18 protein-coding genes are annotated in these 13,373 nt (G+C 58.0%); 10 read left to right on the top strand and 8 right to left on the bottom strand.

Features of this window, described 5'->3' with window-relative positions:
• The first annotated feature begins 181 nt into the window (after window positions 1-181).
• From ACVWYP_RS11035 to ACVWYP_RS10990, 10 genes are all read left to right on the top strand, one after another.
• Window positions 182-415, top strand: coding sequence for a hypothetical protein (locus ACVWYP_RS11035; protein WP_304498640.1), 234 nt, complete (start codon window positions 182-184; stop codon window positions 413-415).
• Window positions 412-1,908: an AAA family ATPase gene (locus tag ACVWYP_RS11030; protein WP_304498639.1), complete on the top strand. Its 1,497-nt coding sequence runs from the start codon at window positions 412-414 to the stop codon at window positions 1,906-1,908. The genes ACVWYP_RS11035 and ACVWYP_RS11030 overlap by 4 nt, the downstream gene beginning before the upstream one ends.
• 502 nt (window positions 1,909-2,410) lie before the next feature.
• Window positions 2,411-2,941 (top strand): hypothetical protein, encoded by a 531-nt coding sequence (locus tag ACVWYP_RS11025; protein ID WP_304498638.1) that lies wholly within the window; start codon window positions 2,411-2,413, stop codon window positions 2,939-2,941.
• Window positions 2,941-3,159, top strand: a complete 219-nt coding sequence (locus ACVWYP_RS11020; protein WP_304498637.1) for a hypothetical protein — start codon at window positions 2,941-2,943, stop codon at window positions 3,157-3,159. Before ACVWYP_RS11025 ends, ACVWYP_RS11020 begins: the two co-directional genes overlap by 1 nt.
• A gap of 17 nt (window positions 3,160-3,176) precedes the next feature.
• On the top strand, window positions 3,177-3,602 hold the full coding sequence (locus ACVWYP_RS11015) for a hypothetical protein (protein ID WP_304498636.1): 426 nt from the start codon (window positions 3,177-3,179) through the stop codon (window positions 3,600-3,602).
• Window positions 3,599-3,838 (top strand): hypothetical protein, encoded by a 240-nt coding sequence (locus ACVWYP_RS11010; protein ID WP_304498635.1) that lies wholly within the window; start codon window positions 3,599-3,601, stop codon window positions 3,836-3,838. Before ACVWYP_RS11015 ends, ACVWYP_RS11010 begins: the two co-directional genes overlap by 4 nt.
• A gap of 10 nt (window positions 3,839-3,848) precedes the next feature.
• Window positions 3,849-4,085, top strand: coding sequence for a cold shock domain-containing protein (locus ACVWYP_RS11005; RefSeq protein ID WP_304498634.1), 237 nt, complete (start codon window positions 3,849-3,851; stop codon window positions 4,083-4,085).
• A gap of 287 nt (window positions 4,086-4,372) precedes the next feature.
• Window positions 4,373-4,663 carry a hypothetical protein gene (locus ACVWYP_RS11000; RefSeq protein WP_304498633.1) on the top strand — a complete coding sequence of 97 codons (291 nt, stop codon included), beginning with the start codon at window positions 4,373-4,375 and terminating at the stop codon, window positions 4,661-4,663.
• Between the two features lie 183 nt (window positions 4,664-4,846).
• The gene (locus ACVWYP_RS10995; RefSeq protein ID WP_304498632.1) at window positions 4,847-5,482 is read left to right on the top strand and encodes an SPRY domain-containing protein; all 636 of its coding nucleotides are present in this window, start codon (window positions 4,847-4,849) and stop codon (window positions 5,480-5,482) included.
• On the top strand, window positions 5,479-6,126 hold the full coding sequence (locus tag ACVWYP_RS10990; protein ID WP_304498631.1) for an SPRY domain-containing protein: 648 nt from the start codon (window positions 5,479-5,481) through the stop codon (window positions 6,124-6,126). Before ACVWYP_RS10995 ends, ACVWYP_RS10990 begins: the two co-directional genes overlap by 4 nt.
• Window positions 6,127-6,276: 150 nt before the next feature.
• Here the strand turns inward: ACVWYP_RS10990 and ACVWYP_RS10985 are convergent, their stop codons facing one another.
• The 8 genes from ACVWYP_RS10985 to ACVWYP_RS10950 form a co-directional block, all read right to left on the bottom strand.
• Window positions 6,277-6,771 carry a pilus assembly protein N-terminal domain-containing protein gene (locus tag ACVWYP_RS10985; protein ID WP_304498630.1) on the bottom strand — a complete coding sequence of 165 codons (495 nt, stop codon included), beginning with the start codon at window positions 6,769-6,771 and terminating at the stop codon, window positions 6,277-6,279.
• An 810-nt stretch (window positions 6,772-7,581) separates the two neighbouring features.
• Window positions 7,582-8,073: an acyltransferase family protein gene (locus ACVWYP_RS10980; RefSeq protein WP_456684103.1), complete on the bottom strand. Its 492-nt coding sequence runs from the start codon at window positions 8,071-8,073 to the stop codon at window positions 7,582-7,584.
• 81 nt (window positions 8,074-8,154) lie between these two features.
• Complete coding sequence (locus tag ACVWYP_RS10975) at window positions 8,155-8,814, bottom strand: GDSL-type esterase/lipase family protein (protein ID WP_304498628.1); 660 nt, start codon at window positions 8,812-8,814, stop codon at window positions 8,155-8,157.
• Window positions 8,815-9,418: 604 nt separating this feature from the next.
• Entirely contained in the window at window positions 9,419-10,093 is a 675-nt protein-coding gene (locus tag ACVWYP_RS10970; RefSeq protein ID WP_304498627.1) for a hypothetical protein, read from the bottom strand.
• Between the two features lie 454 nt (window positions 10,094-10,547).
• Window positions 10,548-10,727, bottom strand: a complete 180-nt coding sequence (locus ACVWYP_RS10965; RefSeq protein WP_304498626.1) for a DUF3606 domain-containing protein — start codon at window positions 10,725-10,727, stop codon at window positions 10,548-10,550.
• A gap of 214 nt (window positions 10,728-10,941) precedes the next feature.
• Window positions 10,942-11,505, bottom strand: coding sequence for a hypothetical protein (locus tag ACVWYP_RS10960; protein ID WP_304498625.1), 564 nt, complete (start codon window positions 11,503-11,505; stop codon window positions 10,942-10,944).
• A 14-nt stretch (window positions 11,506-11,519) separates the two neighbouring features.
• Window positions 11,520-12,242, bottom strand: a complete 723-nt coding sequence (locus tag ACVWYP_RS10955) for a hypothetical protein (RefSeq protein ID WP_304498624.1) — start codon at window positions 12,240-12,242, stop codon at window positions 11,520-11,522.
• 243 nt (window positions 12,243-12,485) lie between these two features.
• A complete protein-coding gene (locus ACVWYP_RS10950; protein WP_304498623.1) occupies window positions 12,486-13,301 on the bottom strand; it encodes a hypothetical protein in 816 nt (271 codons plus the stop codon).
• Window positions 13,302-13,373: the final 72 nt, after the last annotated feature.

Below are 13,373 nucleotides of genomic sequence, written 5' to 3'. Positions count from 1 at the left end.
TCCGAAAAGTGCGAAGGGCCGGCTCTGGAAAGCCGACCCCAAATCGCACCGCTGCTGTATCTAGCACCACGACAATGCACGACGACGTCACAGACCGTCAAGCTTCCCGTATCGCCCGCACATTCCTAGTTGGCTATGCGGTAGCCAGCACCATCGCGGCCTTGGCCTTCGGAGTCGCCCGATGACGGTTCGGCGCGCTCCTCCGATCTTTGCATCCGACATCCGCCGGCTCGGCGGCTTCGTCAGGGTGACCCCAGTCCGAGATCGTCACGGCGGCGAGCCGGCCTTCGCCGTGGTCCACACCAGTCGCGGCGGCGATTGTGTGTTCCAGTCGCGTGGCTTGGTCGACCAAGACCGAGCCGACGCTGCAGCTCGGGTGCTGGCCGAATTCACCGGAGCGACGTTCCGGACATGAATAAGATCGTTGCCCTTACTCCATCGATCGAGCCTTTGTCGTTCCCCCCACTCACCGACCTGACGCCCTCGATGGCGAACGGCGAGTACGCCAAGGCTAGATTTTTGCTCTCCGGACGCGAGCCCGGGGACGAATTGCGGGCGCTGGCGGCGTTAAGCCAGCGTCTCACCCGCGTGCAGTTGAATGGCTTCTTGGCCGACAAAGACGTTCCGGAGCGCCTTTGGATGGCTGCCGAGCTGTGCGGCATAGTCGACCGTCACGACGCCGACACGGTGCAGAACATCATCTCAGCGGCCTGCGACGCGGCAGCAGCCGACCCCTACGAACGGAAAGACTTGGAGGGTCCCGCTGGCGAAGCCCCGATAAAGGCGACACCCTACCTTTGGCGGTCGCCCGAGACTTTGCCGCAGCGGGATTGGCTGTACGGCCATCTACTGGTCCGGAAGTTTCTGTCCGCAACCGTGGCGCCTGGCGGCGTTGGTAAGTCCGGGCTGGTCACCGCGGAGACCCTTGCCCAGACGTCCGGCAAGCCCTTGCTGGGCATCAAGCCGGCCCAGCCGTTGCGGGTGTGGCTCTGGAACTTGGAGGATCCACAGGAGGAGACCGCGCGCCGGATCCAGGCGGCAGCCCTGCATTTCGGGCTGTCCGCAGATGACATAGCCGATCGGCTCTTCGTCGACAGTGGGCGGGATCAACGGCTTGTTATCGCAACGGCGATACGGAACGGCGCCGTGATCGTCCGGCCCGTCGTCGAAGGGCTCATAGCCGAGATCAAAGCCCGTCAGATCGACGTCATCGTGATCGACCCGTTCGTGAGCTGCCACGAGGCCAGCGAAAACGACAACGGTGCGATGGACATGATTGCAAAGGAGTGGGCCGCGGTCGCCGACCGCGGCAACTGCGCCGTCCAGCTTGTTCACCACACGCGAAAACTCAGCGGCACCGAGACGGAGGTAACTGTCGAGTCCGCTCGAGGCGCGAAAGCCCTCACAGACGCTTGTCGGGTGGTACGCGCCATCAACCGCATGTCGGAGAAGGAGGCGCAGGACAGCGGCGCCGACAACCCGCGCCTGCACTTCCGTGCGTTCAATGACAAGGCCAACCTCGCCCCGCCGGCCGACAAGTCGGACTGGTTCAAGATCGAAAGCGTAAGGCTCGGCAACGGGCCTGATGGGCTCGGGGATAGCGTTGGCGTGGTTATCCCCTGGGAATGGCCGTCCGCGTTCGGCGACGTCACCACGGACGATTTGTTCCGCGTGCAGAGGGCAATCGCCGGGGGTGAATGGCGGCAGAGCTCCAGTGCGAAGGGCTGGGCTGGCAACGCGGTCGCCGATGTGCTCGGCATCGACTTGGCCGATCTGGCCGGTAAGGCGAAGGTGAAAACCTTGCTTCGGACATGGATCGAAAACAGGGCTCTCAAGGTCGTCCAGCGTCCAGACGAATCGCGTCACGAACGACCGTTCGTCGAGGTGGACCAGTGGGCAAATTGCTGATGCCTGCGACACTATTAAAAACTGTCGCAGCAAAGGTGCCGCAACTGTCGCAACCCCGATCAAGCTTGCGACACTGCGCCAGCTGCCTTTCCCCCTATGGGGGGAAGGCACCTACTGGCGCGGTGTTGCTGAGAGGGTTGCTGGCGCAAAACCAGAGTGTCGCAAATGAGGCTGTTGAATGAGCTCAACAGACAGTCCGCCATGCGACCCGGTGGCTAAGAAAAGACGACGACAGCATGCTCGTCACTCGAAGGAATCTCGGCTTCGCAAGAAACTGGGATTGATCCGCATCTGGGTCACCGTCCCACGGACGGCCGCGGATTTTCTCCAGGATCGCGGTTACCTCCCTGAGTGGGACACCGAGGACCGCGAGGCAATTAGCGCCGCAGCTTCGAAATTCATCTTGGCCAATCGTTTATTCGATGACCGTGCGTGACACCACACGCGGTCGACATAGCGAGATGGGGTAATGATTCGGAAACTAGCGAAGTGGGTTTTGCAAATGGGAACACCCAACCGGGAAGCGATCAGGGCAGCGGCACGGCGTGCGATGCCGGCCACCATGGCCTCTGCAGAGGCTGAACTCGCTGAGATCCAGCGAGCGCAAGGTGATCTGTGCACCGAAATCCGTACTCAACAGGACATCGCGAGCGGAGTGTTTAAGTCCGCGCTGAGGTTCGTGTCCGAGGATGATCGGCGCGCGGCTCAATCTCGACTCGACAGCCTCAACGCTGAAGCGGTTAGGCTAGACCGGTCGGCCGCAGCAGTTCGTGAGCGTATCAGGTCCTGCAGCTCGGAGAATGCGAGTGCCGTTCGCGACGCGATAATCCCTCTCCGCAAAGCCGCAGCGGAGCGCATCGTCTGCAATATCAATGAGCTAACATCAGCGATCGATGCCCTCAACGCATCAGGCCTCGCCTTAAAGGAGGCCGGCATTCGAGCGGTCTCGATGCCGGCGCCGCTGCTCAGCGGCATGCTGGCGATCGCGCAATCAATCATCGCGGCGAGCGCGCCGGAAGAGGAGAAACACTGATGCCGCCCGTAGTCAGGTTAAAGAGATCGAAGCCCGTCAAAATCCTGCCCGAGGTCAAAGACCTGCACAGGATACGAGCGCTTCGGAAAGAGCTGGCGCGCGACCTCGATCTTGCCCGCGTCGGCGAATCCAGACCTATGGGCGCCAGAGCCCGGCACCTCGCTCGGCTGGAGCTCGACTACGCGCGCCGCTACGGGCGCGCCCCCGATATCCGATAGGATTTGGGGGTAACGCAATGGCTCGAAAATATTTGATCGATGGCGTGTCCATGACCGCCGAGGAAGTCGGTGCGATCAAGAATCCAACCGAGTCCCAAAAGCAGCAATTCATCAAGCAGTCCGGGATCTCGGATCAAAAATTGCGAGAGATCGAGACGCTTATGGAGGCGATTGCTCCTGTGATCAGGGATTACGTAGTCAAGGCGGTGACGCCTCTGGTTGATCGCCTCTGTGCGGTTGAGCAAAAGACGTTCGAGCTGCAAGAAAAGCCGCTCGTGCCATGGGTTGGCACTTGGGATTCTGAGAAGGAATTTAAACGCCATACTTTTTGCAGCGATCGCGGAGCGATGTGGTTCGCCGTGACCGACTCGAAGGGCGTACGCCCCGGGTCTGGGGATGGCGTTTGGAGGCTGTGCGTCAAGGCCGGACGGGATGCGCGATGACGAAGGTCAGCGACATCGATGCCATCATGACGAAGGTGCGCGCAAAGAGCCTAGAACTCATTGCGAAGTCTGAGGAGCGCTTCGTCGAAGACGTGCTGGTTTCCGGTGCGATGACCTTCGACGAAGCCATGAATGTCCTCCGCGATCATCGCGAGACGGTACTGCAGGATTCAATGGAAGAGAGCATGACGAAGGTGCGTGCATGGCTCGAGCGCGGCTGCACCGATCTTCATTAAGGGCAAAGCTATGTACAGCGGCAAAATCAAGATGTGGGATACTGATCGCGGCTTCGGCTTCATCCGACGCGACGACGGTGGCCCTGATGCGTTCGTGCATATTAAGCACCTCTCGGCAGTATTCAGGCCCGAAGCTGGCCAGATCGTGACGTTCGACCTCGTGATTGACGAGCGCAACGGCCGCGAGCGCGCGGACGCGGTCAGGCTGACTGACCCAGTTGAACAGCCCCCGGGGGGCGTCATTTGAAAACGCGATCGAAAAAGGCCCCGTAACCGCACGGAGTGTCGCCCGCAGATTTTTTCCCGCTGGGTAAACTCACCGGGACCTAATCAAAGGGACGCTAAATCAAACACCCCACGTTTTGTGGGCACTTCTTGCATTCTTAAATCAAAGAGAAAGGCTTCAATCCGGTGACGAAATCAAAGGGTCTTGGCCGAGGCGGAGTTCGGAAGGGCGCCGGCCGCCCGACAAGGGCGGCAACAGTAGATTGGGATGCCGTAGGGCTAGCCTACTTCACCGGGAACCAATCCATCATGGAGATTTGCTCCGAGTTCGGCGTCGGCTACGGCGACCTGCTCGCCTATGGCGCTCAGCATCACTGGATGCGGCGCCCGACGAAACCGCACCCCGATGACCTGGGTGACTTGGCTAGCGCGTTGGCCATGGAAATGTTCTCCGTGAAAGGGGTGGCAAATCGCGCCTCTCGTTTCGTCGCAGCCATGGTTGCACTGGGCGCAAGCGAAACTGATATCGCCGACGTGCTGAACATTGGATTGGCGGGCCTGCGGTCAGAGTTCGGCCGAGAGCTTGGACGGCGCGCATGATCTTGCCGACTGCGGATGAACCAGCGGCGAACGTCGAGGCCGAGCGAGCGCGTCTTGCTCCGCCTCAGGCGGACGAATGGCTAAGGCAAATGCCCCAAACGAATTACAGCGCGATCATCGATGAGATGAAACGTGCCGCCCGGGCTACAGCGCACGATTAATCCCGGATAAGGAGAGATTTGGATGTTTTGTAGCCCGCAAATTCTTGCCCGTCCCACTCCCAGACCTTCGGCCGGCGGCGGCCTTACGCCGACAACGTTCGACGGAGCCTCGCTCTCCAACGCCACGCTATCCAATGGCAATCTGACCGCAACGCGCAGCAACACGAGCACGGGCGGTGCGCAATCGATCGCTTACAAGAGCGCCGGTAGATTCTATTTCGAGGTCACTATCGGCGCATCGAATGCCAACACCGATTTCATCGGCATCATGGCGTCGTCGGCCGGATATTTTGCGATCACCAACGGAACGACCGGTAGCTATTCCGGGTACTGGGTGAAGAACGGCACCCTTTTGACGAACGGCGGTAGTGTTGGTTCGTTGGGCGCGGGCGCCGCTTCCGATGTGATCAGCGGCGCTTGTGATATCGACAATCTGCGCCTTTGGCTGAGGCGCAATGGAGGCAATTGGAATGGGAGCGGCACTGCCAATCCGGCCACCAATACCGGAGGGATCGTTACGTTCGCCAACGTGGCTCCCGTCTTGGGGTTCAGTGGTATCGGCAGTCCTGTAGCCGGCGACAACTTCACTGCCAACTTCGGCGCATCCGCATTCATCTACGCCATTCCATCTGGCTTCACGGCAGGATGGTCGGCGTGAGTTCTGCCTTCGACCCCACCTCGCTTTCCAACGCCACGCTTTCGAACGGCGATTTGACCGCGACACGCACGAGTACGAGCACTGGCGGTGCGCAGTCGACTGACTACAAGAATTCCGGAAAGTTCTATTTCGAGGTCACCGTAGGCGCATCGCATGGCTCAACCGATTCCATCGGCGTCATGGCGTCCAGCTACGGGTATGGTGCGCTTACAAACGGCAATGCCGGCGCCGGGTCTGGCGTCTGGTTGGGCGGCGGCAGTATCGTAAATAACGGCGGCACTGTCGGATCAGTTGGCGGTGCGGCCAACGCTGCTGGAAGTGTGATCTGCGTAGCGCATGACGCCGGCAATGGAAGAGTCTGGTACAGGCTGAACGGCGGCAGTTGGAATAATAGCGGAACAGCAGACCCGGCGACGAACACCGGGGGCATCAACTTGCTTGCAGCGCAATACGCACCAGTCGTCGGGTTCAGCCCATTCGGAAGCCCAACGGTCGGCGACAACTTCACAGCCAACTTCGGCGCATCCGCATTTGCCTACAGTGTCCCGTCAGGCTTCACCGCTGGATGGCCGGGAAGCGGAGGTGGCCCGGCCTTTGTCATTGGTGGTGGCGTAGGTGGCGCCGGGTGTGTAATCGGCTCTTAAAGACGTCAGCAGATAGTGCGGCGCGTTCGCCAACACGAATTCAAGGCTCGACCACTACTACGTCGAGCTGCTCGTCGCGCGTTTGACGACGCGGGCCGGAAGCCGGGGCGGCGGAGGTGGCAGCTTACGGAGTGATCGGATAGAACGCAGCTACCGATACTCTCTGGTCACCGTGTGGGCGTTGCCGTCTTTGTCGGTCTTGGTGTCCGAGATGATCGCTGCGGACGGTCCAGACGTGACGTCGGTGTTGACCCGGCCGCAGCCGCGCTGAGAGCAGATATAGCTGTTGTATTCGTCCCCGGTCTTGAGCGCCGGGGTCGGTCCCTGGCCATAGATTTTCACGAGGTGCCCGGCGACGCCGATGCCGAACCGATGGACTTCCTTGCCGCCGGGCCCGTAAGCGATCGCAACCGTAGATCCAGCACTGAGTGCCTGAACCGAGTATGTCCTGTCGGTCATCGGAACGACTTTGACGAGACCTTCGCCCGCTATTTTGATGTCTGACACGGGTTGATCGAATTCGACGACTTTGATCTCCCCAGGCTGAAGCTCAATTGAATCGTCGGGTGTGATTTCGACTGGCGGCTGGGCAAGGGCGGCACCGGACAGCAACGCCAGCGCAGCGACAATGGCAAAGCGTTTCATAAAATTGCTCCCCTGAAATATCGGGAAGCCTATCCCGCTACAACCCGACCGTGCAAGCCCGGCCCGTAGTCTGCCGGGGATAGTGGTTAACCCATTCAGCAACCTTAGGAATTTTCTACTTCCCCGCGCAGCCGGCATTCCGCTCGCCGCGCAATTTCCCTTGGAGCATCACCATGCAGCAGTGGCCGTCGTGACGTCGGAGAGGCGTGCCGGCTCGGTCATCGCATCAGCATTCGACGGAGCTACGCGGGTCGAATAGAAGCGAGATCGCCATCTCTGTCCTTATATCTAAAGCGTTCGCGTCCAAACGTCATAAATGGCTTCTCGACCAATCGCCAGAGGACAAGTGACGCTAGGACGGAAAGAGCCAACGCAATTGCTGATATGTATTGGCCGACGACTCCAATAGCGAGAAAGAGACATATCCGGTGAGTCAGGTAGAGCGAGTAGGCGCCAAGGCCTAGCCAACAAAGAGGAGACAGAATAGCGGGGACGCCCTGTTCCCCTGTCACGACGAGCAAGAGCACGACAAAGAATAGAAGCGGCGGGGCGCTGTAACCCAAATATTGCATCAAAGGGCTTCGCCCATCGACCTGCTGCCACGAAATCAGCCACGTCATTAGAATCACAGGCAGGGCCAGAAGCAACGCCCCAGCATACAACTCCCGACGATGTTCATTCAGCCAGCGATTGCTCCGGGGCATGCGGATCAAAAATGCCGCCAAAACTCCTAGAAACAATCCGTCCATTCGTGCGGGCAAGAGAAAGTATGCCGGAGCAGTGTCGCCATAGGCATGATTGAGTACGATCCTAGCGATCGGCGCGGCGCAGATTAGTGCAACAATCAAATGGAGCAGTCGGCCAGTTGGCCAAAACCGAACCAATCGCTGGCAGGACCAGGTAAAACTGCTCTTCGACCGCTAGCGACCATGTGATGACGGTAAGAGGATTGCCGACTCGTCCATCCGCCCAAAGAAAGTTTTGCGTGAATGTGAGAAAGGGAAGTAGTGGCTCGCCGACCAAGTTGCAGATTGGAATGACCAGAAGGGCGTACAGTGGGAGGATGCGTAGAGCGCGCCGCACGTAGAAGATCTCGAAGTAGTTTTGCTTGTCTCGATTATCCATCAGGATTCCTCCAATCAGGAAGCCGGACAGCACGAAAAATAGATCCACGCCACATGCACTCAAGACGAACAACTTCGCCAACAGACTGTCGGGGTATATTTCGACAAATAGGTGCCTGATCAGCACCAGCCCGATTGCAACGCCCCTGATCGCATCTAGCCCAGAGCTATGCTTCATTTCGTCATCGAAAATTGTTTGCTCAATAAAAGAGCATCATAGTAGCGCTGCTCGTCTGGATTCAAGGTCTGCGAGGCGCCGCTAGCCAGCCTGTTCAAGGGCTCGGTCAAGTGCTCGAAGCGCGACGGGCCGCATCATGGCATAACCGGCGGCATTGGGATGGACACCATCAGGCATGATGGCCGCCTTTCTGGCGTCATCCAGCTCTCCGAGTGCAGCTCGATAGTCGGCGAAGATACATCCCCGTATTCTTGCGGTATCCTCGATCCATGCATTCATGCGCCGGATCCAAGGTTTGGGATCGACGTCTGGCGCCCATGCGAACTGGTCGTAATCGGCATAATTGCCAAGGATCACACGCAGGCCATGCGCATCGGCAAGTGTCAGCATCGCCAACACGTTGTTCTGATAATCGCGGAAGGTCGTCGGGCCGGTATTGCCGGCGATGTCATTGCAGCCGCACAGAATGTGAACAACCCTGGGTCTGAGTGCGACGACGTCTGCCATGAAGCGCAACAGCATCTGAGGCGTGGTCTGCCCGGCGATGCCGCGCCCAACGATCCCGTTGGAGAACAACTCCGGATCGACTTGAGGCCATGCTTCGGTGAGAGAATCCCCGATGAACACCGCGCGCAACGGGGCCGTTATCGCGGCATTGCTATCTCGGTATCGACCGAGATTTGGCCAGTCGTCGGCCGTTTCTCCCGTTAGATGCTCGACCATGCCGATTGGGCTCATCATGCGAGCTTCTCCCTTGATCCGGTAAGGATGCATGTTGGCTCGGTCGCTGCGATCAGCCCGAACAGCTCGAGCCAGCCTTGATCCTTAGCGTACTCCAAGCCGACCCAGTATTCCGCCCGCGTCGCCTTTTGTCCCTGGTAGAACCCGGATAGTTGATCTTTTCAATATGGAGCGGCTATCCTGGGCCGGCTCGAACGCGCGGGCATGCTCCACAAGCCTGCGCGCGGCCTTTTCTGAGAAACCAGGCCTGCTGGAGGCTTTGCCTCGGCCCTGATTAGCGGCGGCGTACAAAGCTCCAGCCTGATCCCTGGCATGCGGGACAAGTAGCGCCGACTTCGCGGCCCGATCCGCCGCAAGACCTGCACCTCGCCCAATCGTCATTATTGAGGGCGCTGCCATAAATGCCATTGCAGCGCTTGCCACCCGGCTTCCTGCCGCATTGATTGTTGATCCGCTCAGCCCGAAACGTGATGTCGCCGCACTTGGTGCAGACTGCTACCGGCGGAAGGTCGGTGCTCATCGGTTGGGACGCTTTCTTAATGGGCGATCAGGCCGGCAGCAAAGAGCGTGTCGACTGAGTTTGGGAGGGCTGAAATTCGTCGACCTAACCGAGAATGGGCCACCGCCACCAACGCTTGTTATTCTCTGCAGCGTAAGTGCGGTCGATGATCGGACGGCAGCGCCGCTCCGTGTCCTCGATAAACTGTCTGATTCGAACATCAACGCGGTTCACGTCGGGATAGTCTGCGAGGTACACCTCAGCCAGGCCGTCCCAAACGTCGCACTCCATTTGAGTACGAAGTTCCTGGGCATTCGGCCCGACGAATGGGCGGTAGCAGAGATGCTGCGCGGAGACGACTATGAATGCTCGGGCCTCCCTGATCAACTTAAAGCTATCGGCCGCCGGTACGCCGAAGAGAGCCATATACCGCGGTCGCAGCTTCGCAAGCCTCTCGAAGAAGTCCGCTTGCGCCTGCATCCGCTTCAAGACTGCATAGAACGGACCGCGTTGGTGCCACTGACTTTCGTCCTCGTGCTCCCGCCGCGGCATATCCGCGTATTCGTGTCCGAGGGTGCCCGCGTTTCGGATGACTTCAAAAATCTCTTGGCAATCGTATGCGAGAGCGAGCGCCTCGATTGCAATGTCAATGCGCTTCTCCTCGATTCTCTCTCGCTTCCAGCGATGGAATGTTCGAAATCCGAAGATTGCAATGCTGATGGTAACAAAAAAGCCAACGATGGTGAGTACGTGGCTCCAACCGAAAGCCCATGGGTCCATTATTCCCCCTACAAATCTACTGAGTCGCAATATAACCCGATGAGCGAGGGCGTCCTTTGGTTCTTCAACGAACGACAGCTCGCAATACGAGGAGAGCTCCTAACATAAAAAAGAATGCAGACGCTGCAGCGAATGCTAGCGCGGCATTGCGCGACCGATCCATTCTCTTACCGAAGCGCTTGTAGAAGGCGCTCGTATCCTCCCCCTTTTCTTGCAGACGCGCAGGCGGCCAAGCCATGTTGTCCGGTTTGAGAAAATAGTGAAGGCTCTCCGCCGAGGGTTGGAACCCAAATCCAACCTGCCATTCCCGCGGCAAACACAGTGGCGCCCGGCCCAGCCACATCCCTCAGATTTAGCGGTTCTCCAAAAAACATGGCTGCTATCGCCCAAAGTGCCGTAGCGAATAACGCTCCTAAGAACAGTTCAACGGCCGACTGTCGCATTCACCTGGGGCTCACTTATCATCTAGGTACTTTTTTACTTTTGCGACGGATTTTCCGACGGCTCGGATTGCACCCGCTAGTTGTTGCCCAGATACGTCGAGCTTCTTTTTCCAATACTCCTTCTCCCATTCCTCATTCATGTTGATCGTCTTGCTATCAGGCGATCCGCGCTTCTTCAGGTTATCAGCCATTTTGGTCGCTCCTCTGCTCCTGCAATCGGCGTGGGCGTAAGGCGCTCGTATAGGGTGGCTCCTAAACCGAAAAGACCCCCTCACCCAGCAGCCGCTCATGATGTGGGGCAAGTTGCGCAGAACCGCAACACTCAACCAGCGCGTTAATCCGATTGACTCTTAAATCGCAAGGCCGGTAGCGACATCGATTCGACTTCATCCATGGATCGCGCCGCTATCTCATCTGCCAAAGTACGAGATCGACGATCTTCATGTCAGTCACAGCGGCCCGGCGGAAATCATCGGAATAGCCGCGAAACGCGGCGATCATGCTGCCGCCTCCCGCCGAGTGCACATACTCGACCATCCTATCGGTGAGGCGCCCGTATATAGCCGCAGACTTTTCAATGCGGTCGGTCGCATTCCATGCAGGCAATTTCAGCGAGAGATGCCCGAGCACGACACTATCAAGAACCGGCAACGTCGGATTAAGCGTCGCGAGCAATTTGCTCGCGAACGAAGCTTCCACCCTGCCGGTCATGGCATGGAGCCGAGTCAGACAGGTGCGGAAATCAGGGGCGGTACCTCGCACCTCGCCCATCAGAGCGAAATAGGCCCGGCGCCAAGCTGCGTCTCGCGCCCGCAACCTGTAGAAGCCGCTAAACCGTCGGCAAAACTCTTCGTCGACTTCGGGATTTTTTAGCTCCGCTGCTCGGCTTTGGAGCCACAGATATTTCTCAAGCGGCCTCACGATTTTCGGAAGCGCCTTTAAGACCTTTTCCTCGGTCAATTCCAACATGACACGCTTCCGGACTAAAACTTCTTCAATCCGTAGACGGTTACATAGAGCTTCCGATCAGAGGTTTGCTCAACCTTAAAGGTGATCGGCAAAGTCCAATCGTATTTGCCAGCCTTGGCATTCAGCGTCGCGGCGCAGGTTAATGCTCCCACCAGATTCTTATCTGTGGTGCGAACGTCATCTAGTGTATAGCGGACCTCATTTCGTAAGGTCGCAGATGCCGCTGCGCGATTAGCAGCATCGGCCTTATCATCTGCTGCACGAGCAGCGCGATCGGCCTCGCCATAAGCGAAATCATAGTTTCGTTGCGCGATGAAAAGGTCCTGTCTCACTAGAGTTGCGCGTCGTGAGGCATCATTGTTTGGCCTCGGAACATTTAGGACCTGATTTCCAGAGTTCAAAACTTGTGGAGATCCTTGCCCGCCAGGGCGCACACTGTCGATCCACTCCCGATTCGCTTTGGCTACGGCCTCTTTCAAAGCTGCTATACGGTTCTCGGCCGCAATGCGTTCGGCCGATTTAGGCGCTTGCGATAGCTTTGGAGTGGAATTGGCTCGGACGTATTGCGTAATGAGCTCATCCAAGGCCGCTTGATTTTCAGTTGCGATTTGAGCGACCAATGCGCGCGCCTCAGCACCTGCACATTCAATATCTCGCGGCTTCAATATCCATACACCACAGCCGAGGGCTGCTAAGATCAAGATCGCGCCGCCCAGTACGCCCGGCTTCAAATCCATAAAAACACCTCAGAACTATCTTGTACGTTGGCACGCAAAGTCGTTTGGCAAAGACGGGCTCACCACATCGAATCAATTGGGGTTTTGAGGTCGCCGTCTGAAAAATCAGAGCCTACCGCAACCTTGGCGGGCGGGGAAGCTGGCGCCGCGTGCGTCTCAGCCCGTGAATTTACGGTGGAGAGCACGTCGCCCTTGCCACCCAGATAATTCCGACCGACAGCCGATTTAGGAACGCGGCCTTTGTTAGAGTCCGCTCGACAGTTGCTCAATACGTTGAGTCGTATCGTCAGTTGAAAGAGTACTAATGGCGTGTGTGAAGATTTTAATTGCGCAGACGCCCACCTGCGCGGCCGTTCTCAACGCGTGCTCCAGAGAGGCACCGCTTTCCCCCAGCATTTTGAACTGGATTTGCTTGCTCGTCCGATTGAAGCTATCTCGCACCAATGAAGGAGTTAAGGCCTTCTCATTAGGGTGCGCTCCCCAATCGATCGTGCGCTCATAAAGGCCTTGGTAGATCTCGGAGAGTTTTTCGTCCTTCGATGAAATCGCGCTCCGAATGCGTCTGAGGGTGAATGAATCGCGCACAAGTTTTTTTGTCTGCTCGGTATCGTCGCGTTGCAGCCAGACCTCTGCCAGCTTTATCTCGTTTCTGATCAGCAGCGCATAGCCTGAATATTCTAGGCTCGATCGAAGCAATGGGAAACCGTCGGTCGGCAGACTGAGCAACACCATAATGCTTGCGCGATACGAGACAAATGCACGCATGAACAGCAAAGCTGGCACCAATTCATCAATGACTGCCGGCTTTAATCGCTGTTGCAGCGACAGGAATAGTTCATCAATCTCGCTGAGCCGTTGGCAGGCAATGCCCCTATTTCCAACGGTCGCTAGCGAGTTGTTCCAGCATTCTTCGATGAACGAAAAGAGCTCGCTTGTTTGCCAACCAATTGGTCGCCCCTGTTCAAGGTTGCTTGTCGTCACTTTGACTTTAGCCCGATCTCCACCAGCCGGCGGATGGCCTCGGAGCGAGTGGGCTTGTCCGGCTGCTGCGCGGCCCATGCATCAAGGTTTGCCATGAACTCGTCTGAGAGGCGGAACGTACGCGAGGGATCCACACCTGTCGCCGGACGA

It is taken from the genome of Bradyrhizobium sp. USDA 3262 (assembly GCF_054060035.1).
Note: the sequence above shows the minus strand (reverse complement) of the source record. Positions and strands in the feature narration are given on the sequence as shown.

Excerpts from the sequence above, each read along its gene's own strand:
- ACVWYP_RS10950 (WP_304498623.1), bottom strand. The coding sequence starts at position 13,301 with ATGGGCCGCGCAGCAGCCGGACAAGCCCACTCGCTCCGAGGCCATCCG.
- ACVWYP_RS11015 (WP_304498636.1), top strand. The coding sequence starts at position 3,177 with ATGGCTCGAAAATATTTGATCGATGGCGTGTCCATGACCGCCGAGGAA.
- ACVWYP_RS10965 (WP_304498626.1), bottom strand. The coding sequence starts at position 10,727 with ATGGCTGATAACCTGAAGAAGCGCGGATCGCCTGATAGCAAGACGATC.
- ACVWYP_RS11030 (WP_304498639.1), top strand. The coding sequence starts at position 412 with ATGAATAAGATCGTTGCCCTTACTCCATCGATCGAGCCTTTGTCGTTC.
- ACVWYP_RS10995 (WP_304498632.1), top strand. The coding sequence starts at position 4,847 with ATGTTTTGTAGCCCGCAAATTCTTGCCCGTCCCACTCCCAGACCTTCG.
- ACVWYP_RS11010 (WP_304498635.1), top strand. The coding sequence starts at position 3,599 with ATGACGAAGGTCAGCGACATCGATGCCATCATGACGAAGGTGCGCGCA.
- ACVWYP_RS10970 (WP_304498627.1), bottom strand. The coding sequence starts at position 10,093 with ATGGACCCATGGGCTTTCGGTTGGAGCCACGTACTCACCATCGTTGGC.
- ACVWYP_RS10975 (WP_304498628.1), bottom strand. The coding sequence starts at position 8,814 with ATGATGAGCCCAATCGGCATGGTCGAGCATCTAACGGGAGAAACGGCC.
- ACVWYP_RS10985 (WP_304498630.1), bottom strand. The coding sequence starts at position 6,771 with ATGAAACGCTTTGCCATTGTCGCTGCGCTGGCGTTGCTGTCCGGTGCC.
- ACVWYP_RS10980 (WP_456684103.1), bottom strand. The coding sequence starts at position 8,073 with ATGAAGCATAGCTCTGGGCTAGATGCGATCAGGGGCGTTGCAATCGGG.
- ACVWYP_RS11035 (WP_304498640.1), top strand. The coding sequence starts at position 182 with ATGACGGTTCGGCGCGCTCCTCCGATCTTTGCATCCGACATCCGCCGG.
- ACVWYP_RS11025 (WP_304498638.1), top strand. The coding sequence starts at position 2,411 with ATGGGAACACCCAACCGGGAAGCGATCAGGGCAGCGGCACGGCGTGCG.
- ACVWYP_RS11020 (WP_304498637.1), top strand. The coding sequence starts at position 2,941 with ATGCCGCCCGTAGTCAGGTTAAAGAGATCGAAGCCCGTCAAAATCCTG.
- ACVWYP_RS10960 (WP_304498625.1), bottom strand. The coding sequence starts at position 11,505 with ATGTTGGAATTGACCGAGGAAAAGGTCTTAAAGGCGCTTCCGAAAATC.
- ACVWYP_RS11005 (WP_304498634.1), top strand. The coding sequence starts at position 3,849 with ATGTACAGCGGCAAAATCAAGATGTGGGATACTGATCGCGGCTTCGGC.
- ACVWYP_RS10955 (WP_304498624.1), bottom strand. The coding sequence starts at position 12,242 with ATGGATTTGAAGCCGGGCGTACTGGGCGGCGCGATCTTGATCTTAGCA.
- ACVWYP_RS11000 (WP_304498633.1), top strand. The coding sequence starts at position 4,373 with ATGGAGATTTGCTCCGAGTTCGGCGTCGGCTACGGCGACCTGCTCGCC.